This window comes from Kribbella sp. NPDC050124, from assembly GCF_044460355.1.
Lineage (GTDB): Bacteria > Actinomycetota > Actinomycetes > Propionibacteriales > Kribbellaceae > Kribbella.
This window is the reverse complement of the sequence record NZ_JBITJU010000023.1, coordinates 24,373-43,381: the sequence shown is the minus strand read 5'-3', so window position 1 is coordinate 43,381 and position 19,009 is coordinate 24,373. Positions and strand designations below refer to the sequence as shown.

Sequence of the window (19,009 nt, the reverse complement as noted above, 5' to 3'; positions counted from 1 at the left end):
CCGTCCGATGCTGGGGAACACGAAATGGGGACCAACCACGGGGTGAGGCCGCGCCGAGGCAGGCCACGGGACCCGGACGCGGAGCCGAGAATCCGCCGGAACGCCGTACAGCTGCTGCTGGAGCGTGGATTCGACGGAATGACGGTGGACGACGTCGCCGAGGCCGCGGGAGTCGGCAAGGCGACGATCTACCGGCGCTGGGCGAGCAAGGAGCACCTGGCCAACGACGCCTTGGCCGACCTGTTCGACATCGAGATCCCCGATGCCGACACCGGGTCGATCGAGGGTGATCTGCGCCAGGTCTACACCGACGCTCTGACGTTCGTGAACAGCCGGGAAGGACTGGCACTGATCCGCCTGGCGGTGTCGGAGGCGAACCGCGACGAGCGGTCCGCCGCGATCTACCGGGGCTTCCTGGAACGGCGGATCCAGCTGACCGAAGCCGCGCTGGACCGAGCCAGGGCTCGCGGCGAACCGATCCGCAGCACGGTGGACACGACGCTGATGGTGCAGTGGCTGGCCGGGGTGTTCGTCATCCGGGCGCTGACCGGTGAGCAGATGCCGACACCGCAGGACGCCGACCGGCTGCTGAAGTTCACGATGCGTTGCATCCTGGAGGAGTAATCAGGGCTGAAGGCCGGGGCCGAGAGCGACGGCGTCCACGTCCAACTCGGTCACGCGCTGTACCTGGCCGGTGTCGATGTCCCAGGCGAGCACCCAACCACTGACCTGGATCAGCGGCCGGTCGCCGTACCAGCCCAGTACGGCGCAGCAGCCCGGCTCACGCACGCCCTGGGGGTCCATGGCGGGTGTGGAGCGGTCCGTCTCCCCCAGCACGAGCAGGTGGCTGGGCACTGCACGCAGCGTCGAGATGGCAGCTACCACCTGTGGCTGCGAGCGCTTGGTCGGCACCTGCTGAAGGTCGTCGGAGACGAACAGCCGGGCCGCCATGGTGTACGTCGAGAACGTCTGCCCGACCCAGGTCCGCACCGGCAGTTGCAGCTGACTGTCCAAGGCCCATCGCCCGGTGACCATGTAGCGCAGCACCGCACCACTGTCGATCCGGTACGGCGCTGTGACCGACGCCGGGTTCGCAGCCGCGGTGATCGGGATGACCGGATCCCGATCACCGTCGCTCTCGCCGACAAGCACCCGGTAGGCCACGCCAGGCCCACTCACCAGGACGCGCGCGGCGTTGGGCAGCCAGGACACGCTGCTGACATCCCTGCTGGGCAAGGGATAGCGGAAGACCTCACTGGTCGTGGCGTCGAGCACGACCAGTTCGCCCGGCTGTGGGAAGGCAGCGAACCGCCCGTCCGGCGAGATCGCTCCGGAGCTCAGCGGCGAACCGATCCGGATCGGCTGCAGTTGCAGGTCGGAGCGTGCCCAGCTCGCGTCGGAGCCCAGCAGCAGTGCGTCGTACCGGCCGTTGCGCTCCTCGAGCACCACGGCGGCGAGGTTCTCGATCGGGTGCTCACTGAGCGGTTCGGGGTCGTCCGGCAGGTTCAGCCGATCGCCGAGCGGGGTGTACACCCGGTCCAGGAAGCGCTCGCTGCCGGCCGGTGGCGCGATCCAGAAGTCGATCCCGGCGATCTGCCCGCTCGGCGAGACGTAACCGGGTGGGTGCGTCGGTGTGGTCGGCGGCGGGACGAGCTCGCTGCTCCTGCTCCCACTGACGCCGGCGCCGATACCGGCAGCCGCAGCGACGAGAAGCACAGCCAGCAAGCCGATCAGGACACTGCGGCGACGGCGACGGCGGGTTGCCAGCCCCTCGGCCCAGGCAGCGTCGGCCAGGTCCGGCTCCGGCAGCAGATCCGCCGCGTTGTAGAGCAGCGGCTGGATCTCCTCGCGTCTCATCGCGGTTCTCCCGCGTCCCGCCAGTCACCAGCGCCGAGTGCCGTACGGAAGCGGCTGAAGGCGGTGAGGCCGTGGTTGTGCACGGAGGTGTTGGACATTCCGAGTACGTCGGCCACCTCGAACTCGGTGAGCTCCTCCAGGTGCAGCAACACGAACACGGCGCGCTGTGTGGGCGTCAGCTCGGCCAATGCGCGTTTGACCGGGTCGTCCTCGTCCGGGAACGCCTTCACCCGGTTCCAGCGCACCAGGGCCGGTTGGTAGAGCAGCCGCTGGACGAAGACGTCCGGGTCGTCCACCTTGTCCCAGCGCATCGACAAGCGGGTGAAGGCGTGCAGCAGCGCGTCCTCTGCTCGCTCCAGATCGCCGTACACGAGGTACGCCGTACGGAGCCATCTACCCTGCCGCGCGTCGACATACGAGGCGAAGTCCGGGTCGACCGATTCCTGCATCCACCCTCCCGCCTCTATTCAACTCCTCAACTACTGCGCGCGGCCACAGCCAAGCGAGTCTCTTCGGTGATCAGGTCCGCATTGATCCCGCCGGCTGCCATCAGGCCGGACGCGGCAGCCGGCATGACGGTCGCCCGCGCGTCGGTCACGTTGCCGGCCACGAAGACGCCGGGCACAGCCGTCGTGCCCTGCGGGTCGGCTGCGACGATGGTGCCCACCTCCAGGCCGTTGGCCTCCTGTACGACGATCTCCAGGCCCAGGTCGGCCAGGAAGTCCGCACGGGCACGCATGCCGGTCTGCACGGCCAGCGCGTCGCGCGGGATCACCTTGCCGCCCTCCAGCCGGATACCGGTGAGCTTGTCGTTCTCCACCTCCAGCTGCTCGACTTTCCCTTGTACTACGGAGATTCCGCGGGCAGCGAGCTGCTCCCACTGCTCGTCGGACAGCTCCGGCGCGGTGTGCAGGAACAGCGTGACGTCGTCGCTCAGCTGCCGGAACAGCAAGGCCTGGAACGTCGCCATCCCAGTGGTCGCCAGAATGCCGATCGCCTGGTCGCGCACCTCCCACCCGTGGCAGTACGGGCAGTGCAGCACGTCACGGCCCCACCGCTCGGCCAGTCCGCCCACGTCAGGCAGCACATCGGTCAGCCCGGTCGTCACCAGCAGCCGCCGGCCCTGGTACGTCGCACCGTCGGCAAGCTCGACCGTGAACAGTTCGTCGCGGCGCACCCGGGTCACGGTGCCGGTAGCGAACTCACCGCCGTACCCGGCGACCTCGTCGCGACCGAGGGCGTACAGCTCGGCTGGTGGGACGCCGTCGCGGGTGAGGTAGTTGTGCACGCCTTCGGACGGGGCGTTCCGCGGGGTGCCGTCGTCGACGACCAGCACCGACCGGCGCGACCGCGCCAGTGCCAGCGCCCCGCTCAGCCCGGCGGCGCCCCCGCCGACCACGATCACGTCGTACTTCTTCATCTCCTGGACTCCTCTCTCGGTACAGCGAGGATCCGCGATGGTTTTCGTTTTCGACAACTTTCTTTGCCAGAATGGCAAGCATGGAGGCTTTCGACGAGGTACTCGAGGCGGTCGGACCGCGGCTGAAGAGCCTGCGCGCCGAGCGTGGCACGACGCTGGCCCAGCTGTCCGAGTCGACCGGGATCTCGGTGAGCACGCTGTCTCGGCTGGAGTCCGGGCAGCGCAGACCGACGCTGGAGCTGCTGCTGCCACTCGCGCGTGCACACCAGGTGCAGTTGGACGAGCTGGTGGACGCACCGCCTACCGGTGACCCGCGGATCCACGCCAAGCCGATCAAGCGGCACGGCACGGTGCATATCCCGCTGTCCAGGCGCCCCGGCGGGCTGCAGGCGTTCAAGCAGATCCTGCCGGAGGGGTGGCCGGGCGGTGAGGTGAGCCAGCGGACACATGAGGGCTACGACTGGGTGTACATCCTGTCGGGGCGGATCCGGCTGGTGCTGGGCGACCAGGACTTCGTGCTTGGCGAGGGTGAAGCGGCTGAGTTCGACTGTCGAGTGCCGCACTGGTTCAGCAACCCCGGACCCGGACCGACCGAGGTGCTGTGCCTGTACGGCCCACAGGGTGAACGGATGCACGTCCGGGCCCGCACCCGGTAGCCTGCGCCAGTTCGGTCCGTAGCGCTGAGGAGCTGGTTGTGAGCGTCGCGTTGTTCACTCTGGGCGGCACCATCTCGATGGCCGGCACGCACCGGCTCACCGGTGACGACCTGACCGCCGCCGTACCGGGCTTGGCCGAGCTCGGTCACCCGGTCGAGATCCAGGACGTCGAGAAAGTGCCCAGCGCCAACCTGACGGCGTCGAAGATGCTCGAAGTGGTCGATGCCGCGTCCAAGGCGGTGGCGAACGGCGCTACCGGCATCGTGGTCACCCAGGGCACGGACAACCTCGAGGAGACCGCGTTCCTGGTCGACCAGGTGTGGCCGCATCCGCAGCCGTTCGTCCTGACCGGTGCGATGCGCAACCCGACGCTCGCCGGTCCGGACGGTCCGGCCAATCTGCTGGCCGCTGCATGCGTCGCCTGCTCGCCCGCTGCCCGTGACCTCGGTGCCTTGGTGGTGTTCAAGGAGGAGATCCACGCGGCGCGGTGGGTGCGCAAGACCCACAGCACCAGTACGGCGACCTTCGTGTCACCCAACACCGGGCCGATCGGTCACGTGGTGGAGGACCGAGTCCGCGTCCTCACGCGTCCGATGCGGCTGGACGGCGTACACGGAATGGCTGAGCCGGCTCAGCTCGATGCAACGCGAGTAGCGCTGTACACGGTGACGATGGATGACGACGGCCTGCTTTTGCAGGGGTTGTCGGGCACTCATCAGGGTCTGGTGGTCGCCGGGTTCGGTGTGGGCCACGTGCCGGCCGCACTCGCCCCCGTGCTGGGTGAGCTGGCAGCAGTCATGCCCGTCGTACTGACGTCGCGGACTGGTGGTGGCTCGGTACTGCGGAACACCTACAAGTCAGTGGGGTCGGAGAGCGACCTGCTGCAGCGTGGCCTGATCGACGGCGGATTCCTGGACCCCTACAAGGCGCGCGTGCTGCTCCGGCTGCTGCTGGCAACCGATGACGACATCACTGCGGCTTTCGCGCAGTACCACTGATTGCCTTAGGCAACTTTCGTGAGACATAGAGCGCATAACATCCCCCATTTGGGCCGTCGTGTCAACGGTTCGAACGAAGATCGGACGGATCGTGACAAATCTCCGCCACAGGCTTGACCTGTGCGCCGGAGGGTGCTCGGATCGTCACCGCTCGGGGATGATTTCGAGAACTTGGAGATGGTTGCGCCGTGGTCGAGCAGGCACAGGGCAGTGTGGGGGGAAACAGCGATTACGACGCGGTCGGCGGTGGTGCGGCGGTCGCCTCGGTGGTGGACCTCTTCTACCGGAAGGTGCTCGGCGATCCGCAGCTCGCCGGCTACTTCGTGGACACCGACCTGACCCGGCTCAAGCGGCACCAGGTGCAGCTGGTCTCGCAGGTGATGGGTGGCCCGGTGACCTACGAGGGCGCCGACCTGGCGGAGGCGCACAAGGGCCGCGGGATCACCGACGAGGACTTCGGACAGGTGGTCGTGCACCTGGTCCACTCGCTGGAGGAACACGAGGTGCCCGCCGACATCGTCGGGCGGGTCGTGACGGCACTGGGTGCGACCCAGGCCGACATCGTCACCGCCAGCTGACCCGGGAATGGATCCGGCAGCGCTGAAGAGCAGCTGGGCGCTGGTCGCGAAGTCGGGCGACGAAGTGCCGCTGTTCTTCTACTCACACCTGTTCCTCTCCCACCCCGAGGTCCGGGAGATGTTCCCGGTCTCCATGGCCGCTCAGCGGGACAAGCTGGTCGGCGCGCTTGGTGCTGTGGTCAGCAACGCGACCCAGCTCGAGCAGGTGGTGCCGTTCCTGCAGCAGCTCGGCCGGGACCACCGCCGGTTCGGGGCGGTCGCCGAGCACTACTCGGCGGTCGGGGCGTCGCTGCTCGCAACGTTGCAGCACTTCCTCGGCGCCGCCTGGACCGCCGACCTGGCAGCCGACTGGGCCGAGGCGTACGGCCTGGTGTCTTCGGTGATGGTGCAGGCCGCCGAGGAGTCGGCCGAGGACACCCCGGCCTGGTGGTCCGGGGAGGTCCTCGGGGTCGACCGGCGCACGATGGACGTGACGATCGTGCAGATCCGTCCGGAACGTCCGCTGGACTACCAGCCCGGGCAGTCCGTCGCGTTGGAGATTCCGTACCGGCCGCGGCGCTGGCGCTACTACAGCCCGGCCAGTGCGCCACGCGACGACGGCTCGTTCGAGCTGCACATCGGTCTGGTGCCAGGCGGACAGGTCAGCGGGCCCGCGGTGCGTTCACTCAAGCGCGGTGACTCGGTCCGTCTCGGCGCCCCGGTCGGGGACAGCCTGAAGCTGCCCGAGAACGGCCAGGACATCCTCATGGTGGCCGGCGGAACGGGGCTCGCGCCGTTCCGGGCGATGCTCGAGCAGCTCGACCGGCGGACGAATCCGGCCCAGGTGCCGCGGGTGCACCTGTTCCACGGTGCCCGCATGCCGTGGAACCTATACGAGCACAAGCGGCTCAACAGCCTCACCCAGCGGCCGTGGTTCAGCTACACCGGTGTCGTCTCCGACGACGGGTCGTACCCGGGCCCGCGCGGTCCGGTGGGGACGGTCGCGGCCGACCACGGGCCCTGGGCCGGCCGCACCGCCCTGGTCTGCGGTTCGCCAGCCATGGTGCGGCAGACTTTGGAGGAACTCACCGGAGCCGGTCTCCCGGCAGCCGACATCCGCACCGAGTCCCTCGGGACCACGACCTCGGCAGGGGGCCAGCAGTGACGCCTGAAGATCCGTTCGCCCGCAGACCCGCGCAATCGCCGTACTCGATCCGGCACCAGACGTTCCGGTCCCGGCGCAGGGGGCTGGACCCGGACGAGGTCGCGGCGTACCTGAACGACCTGGCCGAGCAGATCGAGTATGCCGACGCGGACCGGGCCGAGCTCCGGGCCGAGGTCGAACGTCGCCGCAGCAGCTCACCCGACGCCGACCAGCGCGCCCATATCACCGCCCACGCGGTCGGTTTGCTCAGCCAGGCCCAGCAGATCGCGGACAACCTCGTCGCCGAGGCCGAGCAGTACGCGAAGGACCTGGTGGATTCTGCCCGCGGCCAGCAGCGGGACGCGCTGGAGCAGGCCCGTGACACGGTGGAGAGTGCGGTGAAGCGGCTACCGCCCACCGACGCGCAGGTGGTGGCCGAGCTGGAGTACGTCCGCACGTTCACCCAGGTGGCCCGGGTCCAACTGCGGTCGGTCCTCGACGCGCTGGCGGAGCAAGTGGAGCGACTCGGTCACCTTCCGCAGGTACCGCAGGAGCCGGCCGCCGCGCACGAGGAGGTGGAGTGGTGGACGGACCTGTCGAACGGAACGGCGGACGCTATCCGCGAGTCCCGGCCGCAGGCCAACCATCGCCGCCCGATCTGACCGCGGCTGCTTTCGAGGTGAGGTAGTCCCGTTCCGGCTTGCTCGTCGTACGACGGGCGGCCTCGCGGAAGTGGTGCGCGGCGATCTCGGTATCGCCGCGCATCTCGTACAGGTGCCCGCGTACGGCGTCCAGGCGGTAGTGGCCCTCCAACTCCTTGTCCAGTGGCTCCAGGAGCTCCAGCCCGGCGTCAGGGCCGTGCACCATGGCTGCTGCGACGGCCCGGTTGAGCTTCACCATCGGGTTGCCGGACAGGTCCTCCAGCAGGCCGTACAACGCCAGGATCTGCGGCCAGTCAGTGTCCTCCGGCCGGTCCACCTCGTCGTGCAGGGCGGCTATCGCGGCTTGCAGCTGGTACTCGCCCATTGGCGGCGTACTGAAGCCTTCCACTGCCAGTGCGAGGCCTTCGGTGATGTAGTCCTTGTTCCACAGCGTGCGATCCTGCTCTGCGAGTGGGATCAGCTCGCCCGCCGAGCCAGTGCGGGCCGCGCGACGTGCGTCGCTGAGCAGCATCAAGGCGAGCAGACCGGTCACCTGACCGTTCTCAGGGAGCAGCGCATGCACAGTGCGAGTCAGCCGGATCGCTTCACTCGACAGGTCGCTGCGCTGCAGTTCCGGACCGCTGCTGGTCGCGTAGCCCTCGTTGAACATCAGGTAGAGCACGTGCAGCACGTTGTGCAGCCGTTCCTCGCTGGCGTCCAGTTCGAACGCCGCACCCTTGAGCTTCCCCTTGGCCCGGCTGATCCGCTGCGCCATCGTTGCCTCAGGCACCAGGTAGGCGGTCGCGATCTCGGCGGTGGTGAGGCCGCCGACGGCGCGCAGCGTCAACGCGATCGCCGACGCCGGCGTGAGCGCCGGATGGCAGCACAGGAACAGCAGGCGAAGCGTGTCGTCCTGCTCCTCGACGTCCTCAGGCGGCACATCGCGCAGTGCGGCCCGCTCCTCGCGTCGCCGCCGGGCCTGCTCCTGCCTGACCTCGTCGATCAGGCGCCGCGAGGCAGTCTGGATCAGCCACGCCTTCGGGTTGTCCGGCGTGCCGTCCCGCGGCCAGGTGGTCGCCGCAGCCAGCAGCGCCTCCTGTACGGCGTCCTCGGCGGCGGCGAAGTCACCGGACCACCGGACGACCGTGCCGAGAACCTGCGGCGTCAGCGCACGCAGCAGGTCCTCGAGTTGCCGACCGGTCACACGTCGTAGAGGTCAGCGTCGCCGACGTCCATCACCCGGCGAACCTCGATCGGCTGTTCGGTCGGCACGCCACCCGGTCCCGGCACGCACGAGAGGTCGGCGGCGATCTCGAGCGCCCGCTGCTCGGACTCGACGTCAATCAGCTCCCAGCCGGCCAGGATCTCCTTTGCCTCGGCGTACGGCCCGTCGGTGACCACCGGGGCGTTCACGCTCGCCGCGCGGACCACCTTGGCGTGCTTGGGCCACGTCAGCGCCTGGTGGTCCACCAGCTCGCCGCTGTCCCGCAGCCGATCCAGGTGGTCGCTCAGGTACTGCATGTGCGCCTGCATGTCCGGCTCGTCCCACTCCAGCATCGGAGTGTCGACGTTCCCGCCGTCCATGTTCACCAGCAGCAAGAACCTGGTCATGTCATCTCCTCCACCGGCCCATCTTGGCAGCTCAGTCGAGCAACGCGTCGACGAACTGCTCGGGATCGAACGGCGCCAGGTCGTCCGCGCCCTCGCCGAGGCCGACCAGCTTGACCGGGACCCCGAGCTCGCGCTGGACGGCGATCACGATGCCGCCCTTCGCCGTACCGTCGAGCTTGGTCAGCACCAGGCCGGTGACGTCGATGACCTCGGCGAACACCCGGGCCTGGGTGAGGCCGTTCTGGCCGGTGGTGGCGTCGATGACGAGCAGCACCTCGTCCACCTCGGCGGACTTCTCGATCACCCGCTTCACCTTGCCGAGCTCGTCCATCAGGCCGGTCTTGGTGTGCAGCCGGCCGGCGGTGTCGACGAGGACGACGTCGGCCTCCTCCTCGATGCCCTGCTTGACGGAGTCGAACGCGATGCTGGCCGGGTCGCCGCCCTCGGGACCGCGCACGGTCCGCACGCCGACCCGCTCACCCCAGGTCTGCAACTGGTCCGCCGCGGCCGCGCGGAACGTGTCCGCGGCGCCCAGGACGACATGCTTGTCCTCGGCGACGAGGACGCGCGCCAGCTTGCCCACTGTGGTGGTCTTGCCAGTGCCGTTCACCCCGACCACCAGGACGACGGCCGGCTGGGTCTCCTTGCGGCTGACCTTGAGCGACCGGTCCAGCGACGGGTTGACCAGCTCCACCAGCTCCTCGCGGAGGATCTGCCGGGCCTGCTCACCGCCGACGCCCTCGACCCGCATCCGGGTCCGCAGTCGCTCGACCAGCTCCTGCGTGGGCGTCACGCCGACATCAGCGGTGATCAGCGTGGTCTCGATGTCCTCCCACGCCTCCTCGTCCAGCTTGTCGCGGGACAGCAGCGCGAGCAGGCCCTTGCCCAGCGACCCCTGGGACCGCGCCAGCCGGGCGCGCAGCCGGATCAGCCGGCCCTGTGCGGACTCGGGCTTCTCGATCGTCGCCACCGGCTCCTCGGGGAGCTCGGTGTCCTCCAGTGTCCGGGTCGGCGTGTCGCGAGGTTCCTCCGCGTCCTCACCGAGCTTCGGCTCGGCGGTGTCCAGCGGCGCCGGCGGGGTGGGAGCCGGCAGCTCGGCCCTGCGGCGGCGGGTCACCACTAGTCCGGCCGTACCGGCGACCAGGACGACGGCGGCCACGATGATGGCGATCAGAACGGAGTCGGCGAGCAGAGGAGTCACGGTTCCCCATCTTGACAGACACCCAGCCCGCCGCCCGCATCCGTCACGTCAGGCACACCAGCTGTTGCGGTACGTGAGCAGGCACCAGTTCGGGCCGGTGGGTCAGGAGGACCACCGTCCGGTGGCCGGCCGCGGCGAAAAGGTCCTCCAGCAGCGCGCGACCGGTCTCCTCGTCCAGGTGCTCGGTCGGCTCGTCGAGCACGAGTACGTCGCGATCCGCCAGGAGCAGCCGCGCGAACGCGAGCCGCTGACGCTCACCGCCCGACAACCGGGCACCGTGCTCGCCCACCATCGTGTCCAGCCCGTCCGGCAGCTTCTCGACGAACAGCCCGAGACGGGCCCGGTAGAGCGCCTTCCACAGCATCAGATCGCTGGCACCCGGCCTGGCGAGCAGCAGGTTCTCCCGGATAGTCGTGTCGAACACGTGGCTCTCCTGCGTCAGCAGCCCAACCACAGACCGCACCTGATCACCTTCGAGCTGGGACAGATCAACGCCGTCCAACCGGACCTCACCGGCCCGTGGCTCAAGGAATCGCAGCAGCACTGCGGCCAGCGTGCTCTTGCCCGAGCCACTCGGCCCAGTGACGACGACTCGGCTCCCAGTGGGCATGTCCAGGCTCAACCCGTTCAGTACGTCGGCACCGTCGTACCCGACCCGTAGGAGCTTCACCTCCAGGTCTCGCCCGGTCGGCAGCGGCTGTGGTGCTGCGGGCTCGGTCACCGGCTCCGGGCTGTCCAGGAGCTCCTGCACGCGGCCCAGTGCTGCCCGCACTCGGATCGCGAGCTGTGCGGCGGCTGGGATGCCACCGAGTACGTCGGCGAGCGCGAGCGGCGTCAGGACGAGTACGGCGAACACCGCGCCGGTGATGTTCGCCGTATTGCCGAGCACCAGTCCGGCCACGCTCGCGCCGCCGATGCACAGCATGAGCAGCGCACCGCCGAGCCCTGCACTCCAGGCCGAGCGCCGCTCCGCCTTGGCGAGCTTCGCGTCGCTCGCGCTGAAGGAGTCGAGTACGTCGTCGACCGCGTTGAACGCGACCACGTCGCCGGCGGTCAGCAGTGTCTCGGTCGCAGCAGCGGCTACCTCACCTCGCGAGCCGGCGATCTTCCGCTCGGCGCGTGCAGCAGTTTGCGCCGTCAGCCACGGTACGACGGTGCACGCGACGAGGACCGCCAGCGCGACGGCTGCACCTGCTGCCGGAAGCAGGAGAGTCAGCAGGGCAACTGTTGCTGTTGCAGTCACGGCGGCGGCTGCGATGGGGAGGACGACCCGCAGCCACAGGTCGAGGACTGCGTCGACGTCGAGCACGAGTCGTGCCAGTAGGTCGCCCTTGCGTCGAGAGCTCAGTCCGCCCGGTGCGAGCTTCTCCAAGCGACCGGTGATGCGCGCCCGGGTCTCACCGAGCACTCGGTAGGCCGCGTCATGTCCGACCAGCCGCTCGACGTACCGGAACACGCCCCGGCCGACACCGAACGCTCGCACGGCCACGATTGCGACCATCAGGATCAACACCGGGGGCTGAGCCGCCGCCGTCGTGATCAACCAGGCCGAGGTCGCCAGCAAGGCCACCGCGGACCCGGCTGCAAGCACGCCAGCCAGGAGCGCCAACCCCAGCCGCCACCAGATGCGGCGCTCCGGCATCACCAACCGCCAGACGGTCGTCATGCGTTCACCAGCTCCCTCGCGCCTACGGTGACTGTTCGGTCTGCGGCGGCGATGAGGGCCGGCCGGTGCGCGATCATCAGGACCGTCCGACCACTGGCCCGCAGCCCTGCAACAACATCTGCCTCGGTGTCGGCATCCAGCCCCGCGGTCGGCTCGTCCAGCAGCAACACCGGCGCGTCCGTGATCAACGCTCTGGCCAGCGCCACCCGCCGTTGCTGCCCACCGGACAACAACTGCCCCTGCTCCCCCACAGCCTTTTCCAGCTCGAGCTCGCTCGCCCCAGCGACCAGCAATGCCAACCGCACGTCGTCATTTGAGGCCTCGGGTCGCCCCAGCCGCACGTTGTCCGCAACCGTTCCCATCCGGAGCCCAGGCCGCTGCGGCACCCACGCGAACTGCCGTCGCCAAGCCGCCGGCTCGAACTCGTCCGCCGCACTCCCACCGGCAACCACCACACCACGCTCAGGCTCGACAAACCCAAGCAGCACAGCGAAGACGGTCGACTTGCCCGCCCCACTCGGCCCAGTGATGGCGACCACTTCACCCGGCCGGACATCCAGGTCGAAGCCGTCCAGCGCCGGCTCGTCGCGACCCGGGTACCGCGCTGTCACGTCGTACAGGTGCAGTGAGGTCTCGCGCAGGTCTGGTACGTCGGTGCGGTCGCCACGCTCGGGCAGTGACGTCTCCAGCACGCGGAACACCTCTTCACTTGCGGCGACCCCGTCGGCGCTGGCGTGGAAGTGCATGCCGACCTGCCGCAGCGGGAGGTAGGCCTCGGGCGCGAGGATCAGCACCATCAACGCTGTCTCGAGTCCGAGCTGTCCCTCGACCAGCCGGAGCCCGACACCGACCGCGACAAGGGCGACCGAGATGCTCGCCAGCAACTCCAGTGCGAACGACGACAGGAACGCCAGCCGCAGACTGCTCATCGACGCTGCCCGGTGCTTGTCGGTTACCCGCCGTACGGCGGCCTCCTGTGCCTTCGCGCGGCCGAACAGCTTCAGCGTAGGCAGTCCGCCGACGACGTCCGCGAAGTGGTGCGCCAGGACGGACAGGGCGCGCTGACGACGCCTGCTGTGCGCCTGAGTCGCCCAGCCGATCAGGGCCATGAAGATCGGGATCAGCGGCAGAGTGACGACCACTGTCCCCGCAGCGATCAGGTCACCGGTAGCCATCCAGCCGATGACCGCCGCGGGGACAGTTGCCGCCAGCACCAACTGTGGGAGGTAGCGGGCGAAGTACGGGTCCAGGTCGTCGAGACCCTTGGTCAGCAAGGTTGTCAGTGCGCTGCTGCGCTCACCGCTCAACCAGACCGGTCCGAGCTTCAGCGAGTGCTCCAGCACTTGCCTGCGCAGCGTGGACTTCACCGCAGCCGCGGCACGCTGCGCGACCACCTCCTGAGCCCACACCAGCAGCGCACGAGCCGCGATGACGACCCCCAGTCCCCAGGCGATCCCTGCGACCGGGTCACCGTGCAGGACGACGCCGGCGATACCGCGTGCCAGCAGGACGGCCTGCACGATGATCAGCAGCCCACTGGCGACGCCGATCACCACGGACGCGGCCAGGAAGACCCGAGCAGCGCGCGCCCTGCGCAGCAACCGCGGGTCGAGCGGCTTCATGAGGTCGGCACCGACACTGCGACCGGCTCGACCGTGATGCGCTTGCGGAACACCCAGTACGTCCAGGCCTGGTACAGCAGCACCAGCGGCAGGAAGATCGCGGCAATGATCGTCAACACTTTCAACGTGTACGGCGTTGACGCGGCATCAACTGTTGTCAATGTTGATCCGGGATCAAGTGTTGACGGCATCACCGCCGGGAACATCGCGGCGAACAACGAGGTCACGGCCAGCCCGATCGCGAGCGTCGTCCCCAGGAAGGCCCAGCCTTCGCGGCGCAGCCGGTTCGCCAGCAGACCGGCTGCGAAGGCGAGTACTGCGACGACGGCGACGATCACCGAGCCGGTGTCGCCCCGGATCCCCTGCGCCCAGGCGAGGAAGGCGATCACCAGGACGGCGGCGACCAGACCTGTGCGGGACGCCAGCCGGTTGGCCCGGCGCCGAAGGTCGTCGGTGGTCCGCAGCGCCAGGAAGATCGCGCCATGGGCGACGAACACCGCGGTGAAGGCGACAGCACCGAGCAGGGCGAACGGGCTGAACAGGTCGCCGAGGTTGCCGACGTACTCGTACGAAGCATCCAACGGCACACCGCGAACCAGGTTCGCGAAGGTCAGCCCCCACAGGAACGCGGGAGCGACCGACCCGATCAGGATCATCGTGTCCATCCGCCCGCGCCACTGCAGGTCGTCGCGCTTCCCGCGGTACTCCAGCGCCACCCCGCGCACGATCAGCCCCACCAGGATCGCGAACAGCGGCAGGTAGAACCCGCTGAACAGCGTCGCGTACCACTCCGGGAATGCGGCGAACGTCGCGCCGCCGGCCACGATCAGCCACACCTCGTTGCCGTCCCAGACCGGACCGATCGTGGTGATCACCGCCCGCCGCTCGGGCTCGTCGCGGCCGAGTACCCGCAGCAGCATGCCGACCCCGAAGTCGAACCCCTCGAGCACGAAGTACCCGACCCACAGCGCCGCGATGGCGAGGAACCAAACAGTCGTGAGCTCCATCTCCCCAGCCCTCTCAGTAGGCGAACGACAGTGGCTTGGCGGCCTCGTCCTGCGAGTCGTCCGGCGGCTCCGGCCCGGACGTGGGTCCGTCGGTCCCGGCCAGCCCACCCCGGACGGTGCGGAACAGCAGCTTGGCCTCGACGACGGCCAGTACGCCGTACAGCAGGGTGAAACCGGCCAGCGAGGTGATCACCTCGGCGCTGGTCGTGCCCGGTGACACACCCGATGCCGTCGGCAACAATCCGAACACCAGCCAGGGCTGCCGGCCGGTCTCGGTGAAGATCCAGCCGAAGGCGTTCGCGGCCAGCGGCAGCAGGGGCAGCGGAAGCACCAGCCAGATCAGCCGCCGGTTCGGCGCCCGGCCCCGGCGGGTCGTCCACAGCAGCCAGGCCGCCAGCGCCACGGACGTCATCCCGACCCCGATCATCAGCCGGAAGGTCCAGTAGGTCAGCGGGATGTTCGGCTTGTACGACCCCGGCCCGTAGAGCTGCTCGTAGGCGTCCTGCAGCGAGTTGATGCCCTTCACCTCGCCCTGGAAGTCACCGGTGGCCAGGAAGGACAGCAGGTACGGGACCTTGACCGAGAAGATCTCCCGCGAGCCGTCCAGGGTCCCGACGGTGAAGGCCGAGAACGCGGCCGGCTTCTCGGTCTCGTACAGCGCCTCGGCCGCGGCCATCTTCATCGGCTGCACCTCGGTCATCACCTTGCCCTGCTGGTCACCGGTCAGCGCGACCCCGACACCGGACGCGAGCACGATCACCGCGCCCAGCCGCAGCGCCGTCCGGAACACGTCACGATCGACGTCCGGACGCCGTACCAGGTGCCACAGGGCCACGCCGGCGACGAAGCCGCCGCCGACCAGGAACGCGGCGAAGATCGTGTGCGGGTAGGTGACCAGCACGACCTTGTTGGTCAGCACCGCCCACAGGTCGGTCAGCTCGGCCCGGCCACGGTCGGCGTTGTAGCGGAAGCCGACCGGGTTCTGCATCCAGGAGTTGGCCGCCAGGATGAAGTACGCCGACAGTTGCGTGCCGAGCACCACCATCCAGATGCAGGCCAGGTGGACGAGCTTGGGCAGCCGGTCCCAGCCGAAGATCCACAGGCCGATGAATGTCGACTCGAGGAAGAACGCGAGCAGGCCCTCCAGCGCCAGCGGGGCGCCGAACACGTCGCCGACGAAGCGCGAGTAGTCGCTCCAGTTCATCCCGAACTGGAACTCCTGGACGATGCCGGTGACCACACCCATCGCGATGTTGATCAGGAACAGCTTCCCGTAGAACTTGGTCAGCCGCAGGTACTTCTCCTTGCCGGTGCGGTACCACGCGGTCTGCAGCCCGGCCGTGATCGCGACCAGCGAGATCGTCACCGGGACGAAGAAGAAGTGGTACACGGTGGTGATCGCGAACTGCCAGCGGGCCAGGTCCAGGGTGTCCACAGCGCCCGTCCTCCACTCCATCTACGACATGACGTAGTAGATCGTAGCGTGGATCTACTACAACGCGTAGTTATACTGGTCACGTGGCGAGTGACGAGAAGGCACCGAGGCCCCTGGGCGACCTCGAGCGAGTGGTCATGGAACAGCTTTGGGCCGCGCCCGGAGCGCTGACCGTCCGCGAGGTCCACGAACAGCTGTCGACGACCCGCGAGCTCGCCTACACCACCGTGATGACTGTGCTGGACCGGCTGGCCAAGAAGAAGCTGACCGAGCGGGAGCGGGACGGGAAGGCCTGGCGCTACCGGGCCGCCGCGCCCCGCGAGGAGCTGGCCGCCGACCTGATGCGCGACGCCCTCGACCGGGCCGGCGACCGCCGCGAGGCGCTCGTCCGCTTCGTCGGCCAGGTCAGCGACGAGGAGGCCGAACTCCTGCGCGAGGCGCTCGCGCGACTGGAGGAGCAGGCGGGGTGATCACCCCGGTTCTCCTCGCCGCCCTGGCCCTGGTGCTGACCGGACCCGCGCCGGCGCTCCTGGCGCGCTCACAGTGGCCCTACCGGATCCCCCGAGCCGCCGTGGCGCTCTGGCAGGCGATCGCCATCGCGGCAGTCCTGGCAGCGCTCGGCGCAGGCATTTCGCTGTCCTACTCGACCGCCGGCCAGCCCGGCGAGCCCAGCTTCAACCCGTCGTCGATCCGAGACCTCGTGGCCGCAGCGATCCTGGCCATGACCGCACTGGTCCTCGTGAAGCTGATCTGGGTCTTCGGACGAGTAGCCGTCGGTACGCGCGCCCGTCGCAAGCGGCACCGCGACCTGGTCGACGTACTCGCGACACCGGACGGCCTGATCCCCGGACTGCGGGTGCTGTCCGAGCAGACTCCCCTGGCCTACTGCCTGCCTGCGCTCCGTGGCGCGCGGGTGGTCGTGTCAGTCGGTGCTCTTGAACGACTCGACGAGAGCGAGCTGCACGCCGTACTCGCGCATGAGCAGGCGCACCTGCGCGCACGACATGACCTGGTGCTGGAGGCATTCACTGCACTGCACCAGGCCTTCCCGCGCTGGGTGCGCAGCGAGGTGGCGCTGGAGCAGGCACGCACGTTGGTAGAGCTCCTGGCCGACGACGACGCCCGCCGCCGCAATGGTCCGCGCCCGCTGGCCCGTGCCCTCGTCGCACTGGCCGGCGCACCCGCACCTGAGGCCGGACTGGCCGCAGCGAAGTCAGCCACCGTGCTGCGCGTCCAGCGACTGGCCGACCCCGAGCCGCGCTACCCCTTGCTCGCGGCAGGCACGTACGCCGTCGCCGTCGGACTGCTCGTCCTGCCGACGGTCACTGTGGCAGCGCCGATCGTCAAGGCGATCGTCGACGCGGTCAGCTAGCTGGCTGGTAGCGGAGCAGCGCCCCGCCGTTCGCCCACGGCCGGGCCTCGATCAGCTCCAGCACCCGAGTCTCGCCACTGACGGGGAACACGCTCTTCCCCGCGCCGATCAGCACCGGGCAGACGCGCAGCTGGACCTCGTCGACGAGTCCGGCGATCAGCAACGTGTGGAACAGCGAGATGCTGCCCCACAAGATGATGTCCTTGCCTTCCTCGCTCTTCAGCTCCCGCACGTCCTCGACCGCGTCGCGGATCACCAGCGCGAAGTCGTCCGAACCCCAGGGCGCGTTGTCGAGCGTCCTCGACACGACCACCTTGCGCAGCGCGTTGAGCTTCGGCGCGATCGGGTCGTCAGCCGCGGCGTCGGTCGGCCAGAAAGCCGCGAACAGCCGGTACGTCTCGGCGCCGAGCAGCATGGTGTCGACGGAGTCGAGCAAGGCCAGGTTGTCGACGTCGGCCTCCTCGGCGATCGTGCTGGAGAAGTCCAGCCCGCCGTCCGAGTCGGCCGCGTACAGATCGAGCGTCACGTACTCCTGGAAAATCAGCCGTCTCATGACGGCAAGGTACTACCCGAAGTGCTTGCCTTCTCCCCGCGCGACCGCCAGCAGCACCAGTCCGGACAGGACCAGCAGAACAACCATCGTGACAACGAATGTCAGCACTTCTCTCCCCGTATCCCCACGCCTTGCCTCACTGAGCTTTCACTGCTCATTGTTCCAGAAGTTCCCCGTACGCCTTGGCCACTTCGTCGATCTCCCAGGCCAACGTGTTCGGAGTCACCACCAGCTCCACCCACGACCAGCCCGGTACGTCGGCCGGGTGCCAGGTGAAGCAGATCGCCTCGCGGGTCCGTTCCATCCGCTCGATCGCCGCCCGGTCGATCGCGTCGGCCGGCCGCGGCGCGTAGACCCGGAACGAGTTGGTGTGCGGCGGCTCCGGGAAGACCCGGAAACCCTCGCTCTGCAAGGCCATCGAGAGCTCCACGGACCGCTCGTACAACTGCCCCATCTGCGGCAGCACGGTCTCGAGTCCCTCGCGCGCGGACACGGCGTACGGGAACAGGGTGAAGAGGTTGCCACCCAGTCGACGCTGCCAGCGCCGTACCTCGGCGATGACGTCCTCGGGCCCGGCCAGCGCCGCACCACTCAGCCCGCCCAGCACCTTGTAGAACGACACGTAGACGCTCGAAGCCAGCGCAGCCACCTCAGCCAGGCTGTGCTCCAGGTACGGCGTGCTCTCCCACAACCGAGCGCCGTCGAGATGCAGTGGTACGCCGCGCTCCGCACAGGACTCGGCGAACACCACAAGCTCGTCCCACGTCGGCAGCACGAACCCGGCCTCGCGCAACGGCAGCTCAAGCGTCACCGCGGCCAGCTTGCCCGGAATCGCGGCCAGCTCGTCCGGTCGGGGCTGCCGCGGCTCTGAGGTCAGCCGCTCGATCCGCAGAGCGTGCACTTCCTCCAACGCGTTCAGCTCGTGCTGCAGGAGGTGCGACAGCCCGTGCACCGCGACCCGGCTGGTCCCGGCGCGGTCGGCGTACACCCGTAGGACGGCTTGCTGGGCCATGATGCCGGTCGGCACGAACACAGCCGCCGGCTTGCCGAGCAGCTCGGCCACCTGCTGCTCCAGTACGGCGACGTGACCGCCGTCGCCGTACGTGTCAACGCTCTCCTCGCCGGCGGCGTCCGCGAGACGCTGCAGGCTGTCCGCGGGCGGCAACCTCCGCACGGACAGCCAGCGGTCGCAGTTGTCGGCCGCAGCCTTGCGGCGGGCCCGGAGGTCGTCGGAGGTAGCCACGCCCTCATCCTCTCGTGCGCCGCAAG

The 19,009-nt window shown here is 69.0% G+C and carries 20 protein-coding genes; 8 read left to right on the top strand and 12 right to left on the bottom strand.

Translation table 11 applies throughout. From position 1 onward, the window contains the following. The first annotated feature begins 24 nt into the window (after positions 1-24). Entirely contained in the window at positions 25-624 is a 600-nt protein-coding gene (locus tag ACIBL3_RS36665) for a TetR/AcrR family transcriptional regulator (RefSeq protein ID WP_396358496.1), read from the top strand. On the opposite strand, the gene ACIBL3_RS36660 is transcribed toward ACIBL3_RS36665, so the two are convergent. The 3 genes from ACIBL3_RS36660 to ACIBL3_RS36650 are packed head-to-tail and all read right to left on the bottom strand — an operon-like array spanning position 625 to position 3,277. Next, positions 625-1,857, bottom strand: coding sequence for a hypothetical protein (locus tag ACIBL3_RS36660; RefSeq protein ID WP_396358495.1), 1,233 nt, complete (start codon positions 1,855-1,857; stop codon positions 625-627). After that, on the bottom strand, positions 1,854-2,306 hold the full coding sequence (locus tag ACIBL3_RS36655) for a sigma factor-like helix-turn-helix DNA-binding protein (RefSeq protein WP_396358494.1): 453 nt from the start codon (positions 2,304-2,306) through the stop codon (positions 1,854-1,856). The genes ACIBL3_RS36660 and ACIBL3_RS36655 overlap by 4 nt, the downstream gene beginning before the upstream one ends. Before the next feature lie 26 nt (positions 2,307-2,332). Next, a complete protein-coding gene (locus ACIBL3_RS36650; RefSeq protein WP_396358493.1) occupies positions 2,333-3,277 on the bottom strand; it encodes an NAD(P)/FAD-dependent oxidoreductase in 945 nt (314 codons plus the stop codon). 80 nt (positions 3,278-3,357) lie between these two features. Here ACIBL3_RS36650 and ACIBL3_RS36645 point away from each other — a divergent pair, with 80 nt between their 5' ends. From ACIBL3_RS36645 to ACIBL3_RS36625, 5 genes are all read left to right on the top strand, one after another. Continuing rightward, a complete protein-coding gene (locus ACIBL3_RS36645; protein WP_396358492.1) occupies positions 3,358-3,933 on the top strand; it encodes a helix-turn-helix domain-containing protein in 576 nt (191 codons plus the stop codon). A 38-nt stretch (positions 3,934-3,971) separates the two neighbouring features. Then, positions 3,972-4,931 carry an asparaginase gene (locus ACIBL3_RS36640; RefSeq protein ID WP_396358491.1) on the top strand — a complete coding sequence of 320 codons (960 nt, stop codon included), beginning with the start codon at positions 3,972-3,974 and terminating at the stop codon, positions 4,929-4,931. Positions 4,932-5,119: 188 nt separating this feature from the next. Then, complete coding sequence (locus ACIBL3_RS36635; RefSeq protein WP_396358490.1) at positions 5,120-5,509, top strand: group 1 truncated hemoglobin; 390 nt, start codon at positions 5,120-5,122, stop codon at positions 5,507-5,509. A gap of 7 nt (positions 5,510-5,516) precedes the next feature. Next, positions 5,517-6,653: a globin domain-containing protein gene (locus ACIBL3_RS36630; RefSeq protein WP_396358489.1), complete on the top strand. Its 1,137-nt coding sequence runs from the start codon at positions 5,517-5,519 to the stop codon at positions 6,651-6,653. Beyond that, complete coding sequence (locus ACIBL3_RS36625; RefSeq protein WP_396358488.1) at positions 6,650-7,294, top strand: DivIVA domain-containing protein; 645 nt, start codon at positions 6,650-6,652, stop codon at positions 7,292-7,294. The genes ACIBL3_RS36630 and ACIBL3_RS36625 overlap by 4 nt, the downstream gene beginning before the upstream one ends. Here the strand turns inward: ACIBL3_RS36625 and ACIBL3_RS36620 are convergent. Genes ACIBL3_RS36620 through ACIBL3_RS36590 form a run of 7 tightly spaced genes read right to left on the bottom strand, consistent with a single transcriptional unit; the run spans position 7,248 to position 15,815 of the window. Further along, positions 7,248-8,477, bottom strand: a complete 1,230-nt coding sequence (locus tag ACIBL3_RS36620; RefSeq protein ID WP_396358486.1) for an RNA polymerase sigma factor — start codon at positions 8,475-8,477, stop codon at positions 7,248-7,250. The two genes, ACIBL3_RS36625 and ACIBL3_RS36620, sit on opposite strands and share 47 nt — an antisense overlap. Beyond that, complete coding sequence (locus tag ACIBL3_RS36615) at positions 8,474-8,884, bottom strand: YciI family protein (protein ID WP_396358485.1); 411 nt, start codon at positions 8,882-8,884, stop codon at positions 8,474-8,476. The genes ACIBL3_RS36620 and ACIBL3_RS36615 overlap by 4 nt, the downstream gene beginning before the upstream one ends. Before the next feature lie 31 nt (positions 8,885-8,915). Further along, positions 8,916-10,085, bottom strand: a complete 1,170-nt coding sequence (gene ftsY / locus ACIBL3_RS36610; protein ID WP_396358484.1) for a signal recognition particle-docking protein FtsY — start codon at positions 10,083-10,085, stop codon at positions 8,916-8,918. A 43-nt stretch (positions 10,086-10,128) separates the two neighbouring features. After that, a complete protein-coding gene (gene cydC / locus ACIBL3_RS36605; RefSeq protein WP_396358483.1) occupies positions 10,129-11,751 on the bottom strand; it encodes a thiol reductant ABC exporter subunit CydC in 1,623 nt (540 codons plus the stop codon). Next, the gene (gene cydD, locus ACIBL3_RS36600; RefSeq protein WP_396358482.1) at positions 11,748-13,373 is read right to left on the bottom strand and encodes a thiol reductant ABC exporter subunit CydD; all 1,626 of its coding nucleotides are present in this window, start codon (positions 13,371-13,373) and stop codon (positions 11,748-11,750) included. Before cydD ends, cydC begins: the two co-directional genes overlap by 4 nt. Beyond that, complete coding sequence (gene cydB, locus ACIBL3_RS36595; RefSeq protein WP_396358481.1) at positions 13,370-14,380, bottom strand: cytochrome d ubiquinol oxidase subunit II; 1,011 nt, start codon at positions 14,378-14,380, stop codon at positions 13,370-13,372. The genes cydD and cydB overlap by 4 nt, the downstream gene beginning before the upstream one ends. A gap of 13 nt (positions 14,381-14,393) precedes the next feature. Then, entirely contained in the window at positions 14,394-15,815 is a 1,422-nt protein-coding gene (locus tag ACIBL3_RS36590; protein WP_396358480.1) for a cytochrome ubiquinol oxidase subunit I, read from the bottom strand. An 83-nt stretch (positions 15,816-15,898) separates the two neighbouring features. Here ACIBL3_RS36590 and ACIBL3_RS36585 point away from each other — a divergent pair, with 83 nt between their 5' ends. After that, a complete protein-coding gene (locus ACIBL3_RS36585) occupies positions 15,899-16,285 on the top strand; it encodes a BlaI/MecI/CopY family transcriptional regulator (protein WP_396358478.1) in 387 nt (128 codons plus the stop codon). Further along, positions 16,282-17,187 (top strand): M56 family metallopeptidase, encoded by a 906-nt coding sequence (locus ACIBL3_RS36580; protein ID WP_396358477.1) that lies wholly within the window; start codon positions 16,282-16,284, stop codon positions 17,185-17,187. The genes ACIBL3_RS36585 and ACIBL3_RS36580 overlap by 4 nt, the downstream gene beginning before the upstream one ends. Here the strand turns inward: ACIBL3_RS36580 and ACIBL3_RS36575 are convergent. Together ACIBL3_RS36575 and ACIBL3_RS36570 are read right to left on the bottom strand one after the other, a co-directional pair. Continuing rightward, positions 17,180-17,740, bottom strand: a complete 561-nt coding sequence (locus ACIBL3_RS36575; protein WP_396358476.1) for a dihydrofolate reductase family protein — start codon at positions 17,738-17,740, stop codon at positions 17,180-17,182. The genes ACIBL3_RS36580 and ACIBL3_RS36575 overlap by 8 nt on opposite strands. 154 nt (positions 17,741-17,894) lie before the next feature. Beyond that, positions 17,895-18,983, bottom strand: coding sequence for a threonine aldolase family protein (locus tag ACIBL3_RS36570; RefSeq protein WP_396358475.1), 1,089 nt, complete (start codon positions 18,981-18,983; stop codon positions 17,895-17,897). Between the last annotated feature and the right edge of the window lie 26 nt (positions 18,984-19,009).

Bases quoted from the DNA above. Each gene is read 5' to 3' on its own strand.
- ACIBL3_RS36665 (WP_396358496.1), top strand. From the start codon at position 25: ATGGGGACCAACCACGGGGTGAGGCCGCGCCGAGGCAGGCCACGGGAC.
- ACIBL3_RS36655 (WP_396358494.1), bottom strand. From the start codon at position 2,306: ATGCAGGAATCGGTCGACCCGGACTTCGCCTCGTATGTCGACGCGCGG.
- ACIBL3_RS36615 (WP_396358485.1), bottom strand. From the start codon at position 8,884: ATGACCAGGTTCTTGCTGCTGGTGAACATGGACGGCGGGAACGTCGAC.
- ACIBL3_RS36630 (WP_396358489.1), top strand. From the start codon at position 5,517: ATGGATCCGGCAGCGCTGAAGAGCAGCTGGGCGCTGGTCGCGAAGTCG.
- ACIBL3_RS36660 (WP_396358495.1), bottom strand. From the start codon at position 1,857: ATGAGACGCGAGGAGATCCAGCCGCTGCTCTACAACGCGGCGGATCTG.
- cydC (WP_396358483.1), bottom strand. From the start codon at position 11,751: ATGACGACCGTCTGGCGGTTGGTGATGCCGGAGCGCCGCATCTGGTGG.
- cydD (WP_396358482.1), bottom strand. From the start codon at position 13,373: ATGAAGCCGCTCGACCCGCGGTTGCTGCGCAGGGCGCGCGCTGCTCGG.
- ACIBL3_RS36645 (WP_396358492.1), top strand. From the start codon at position 3,358: ATGGAGGCTTTCGACGAGGTACTCGAGGCGGTCGGACCGCGGCTGAAG.
- cydB (WP_396358481.1), bottom strand. From the start codon at position 14,380: ATGGAGCTCACGACTGTTTGGTTCCTCGCCATCGCGGCGCTGTGGGTC.
- ACIBL3_RS36650 (WP_396358493.1), bottom strand. From the start codon at position 3,277: ATGAAGAAGTACGACGTGATCGTGGTCGGCGGGGGCGCCGCCGGGCTG.
- ACIBL3_RS36575 (WP_396358476.1), bottom strand. From the start codon at position 17,740: ATGAGACGGCTGATTTTCCAGGAGTACGTGACGCTCGATCTGTACGCG.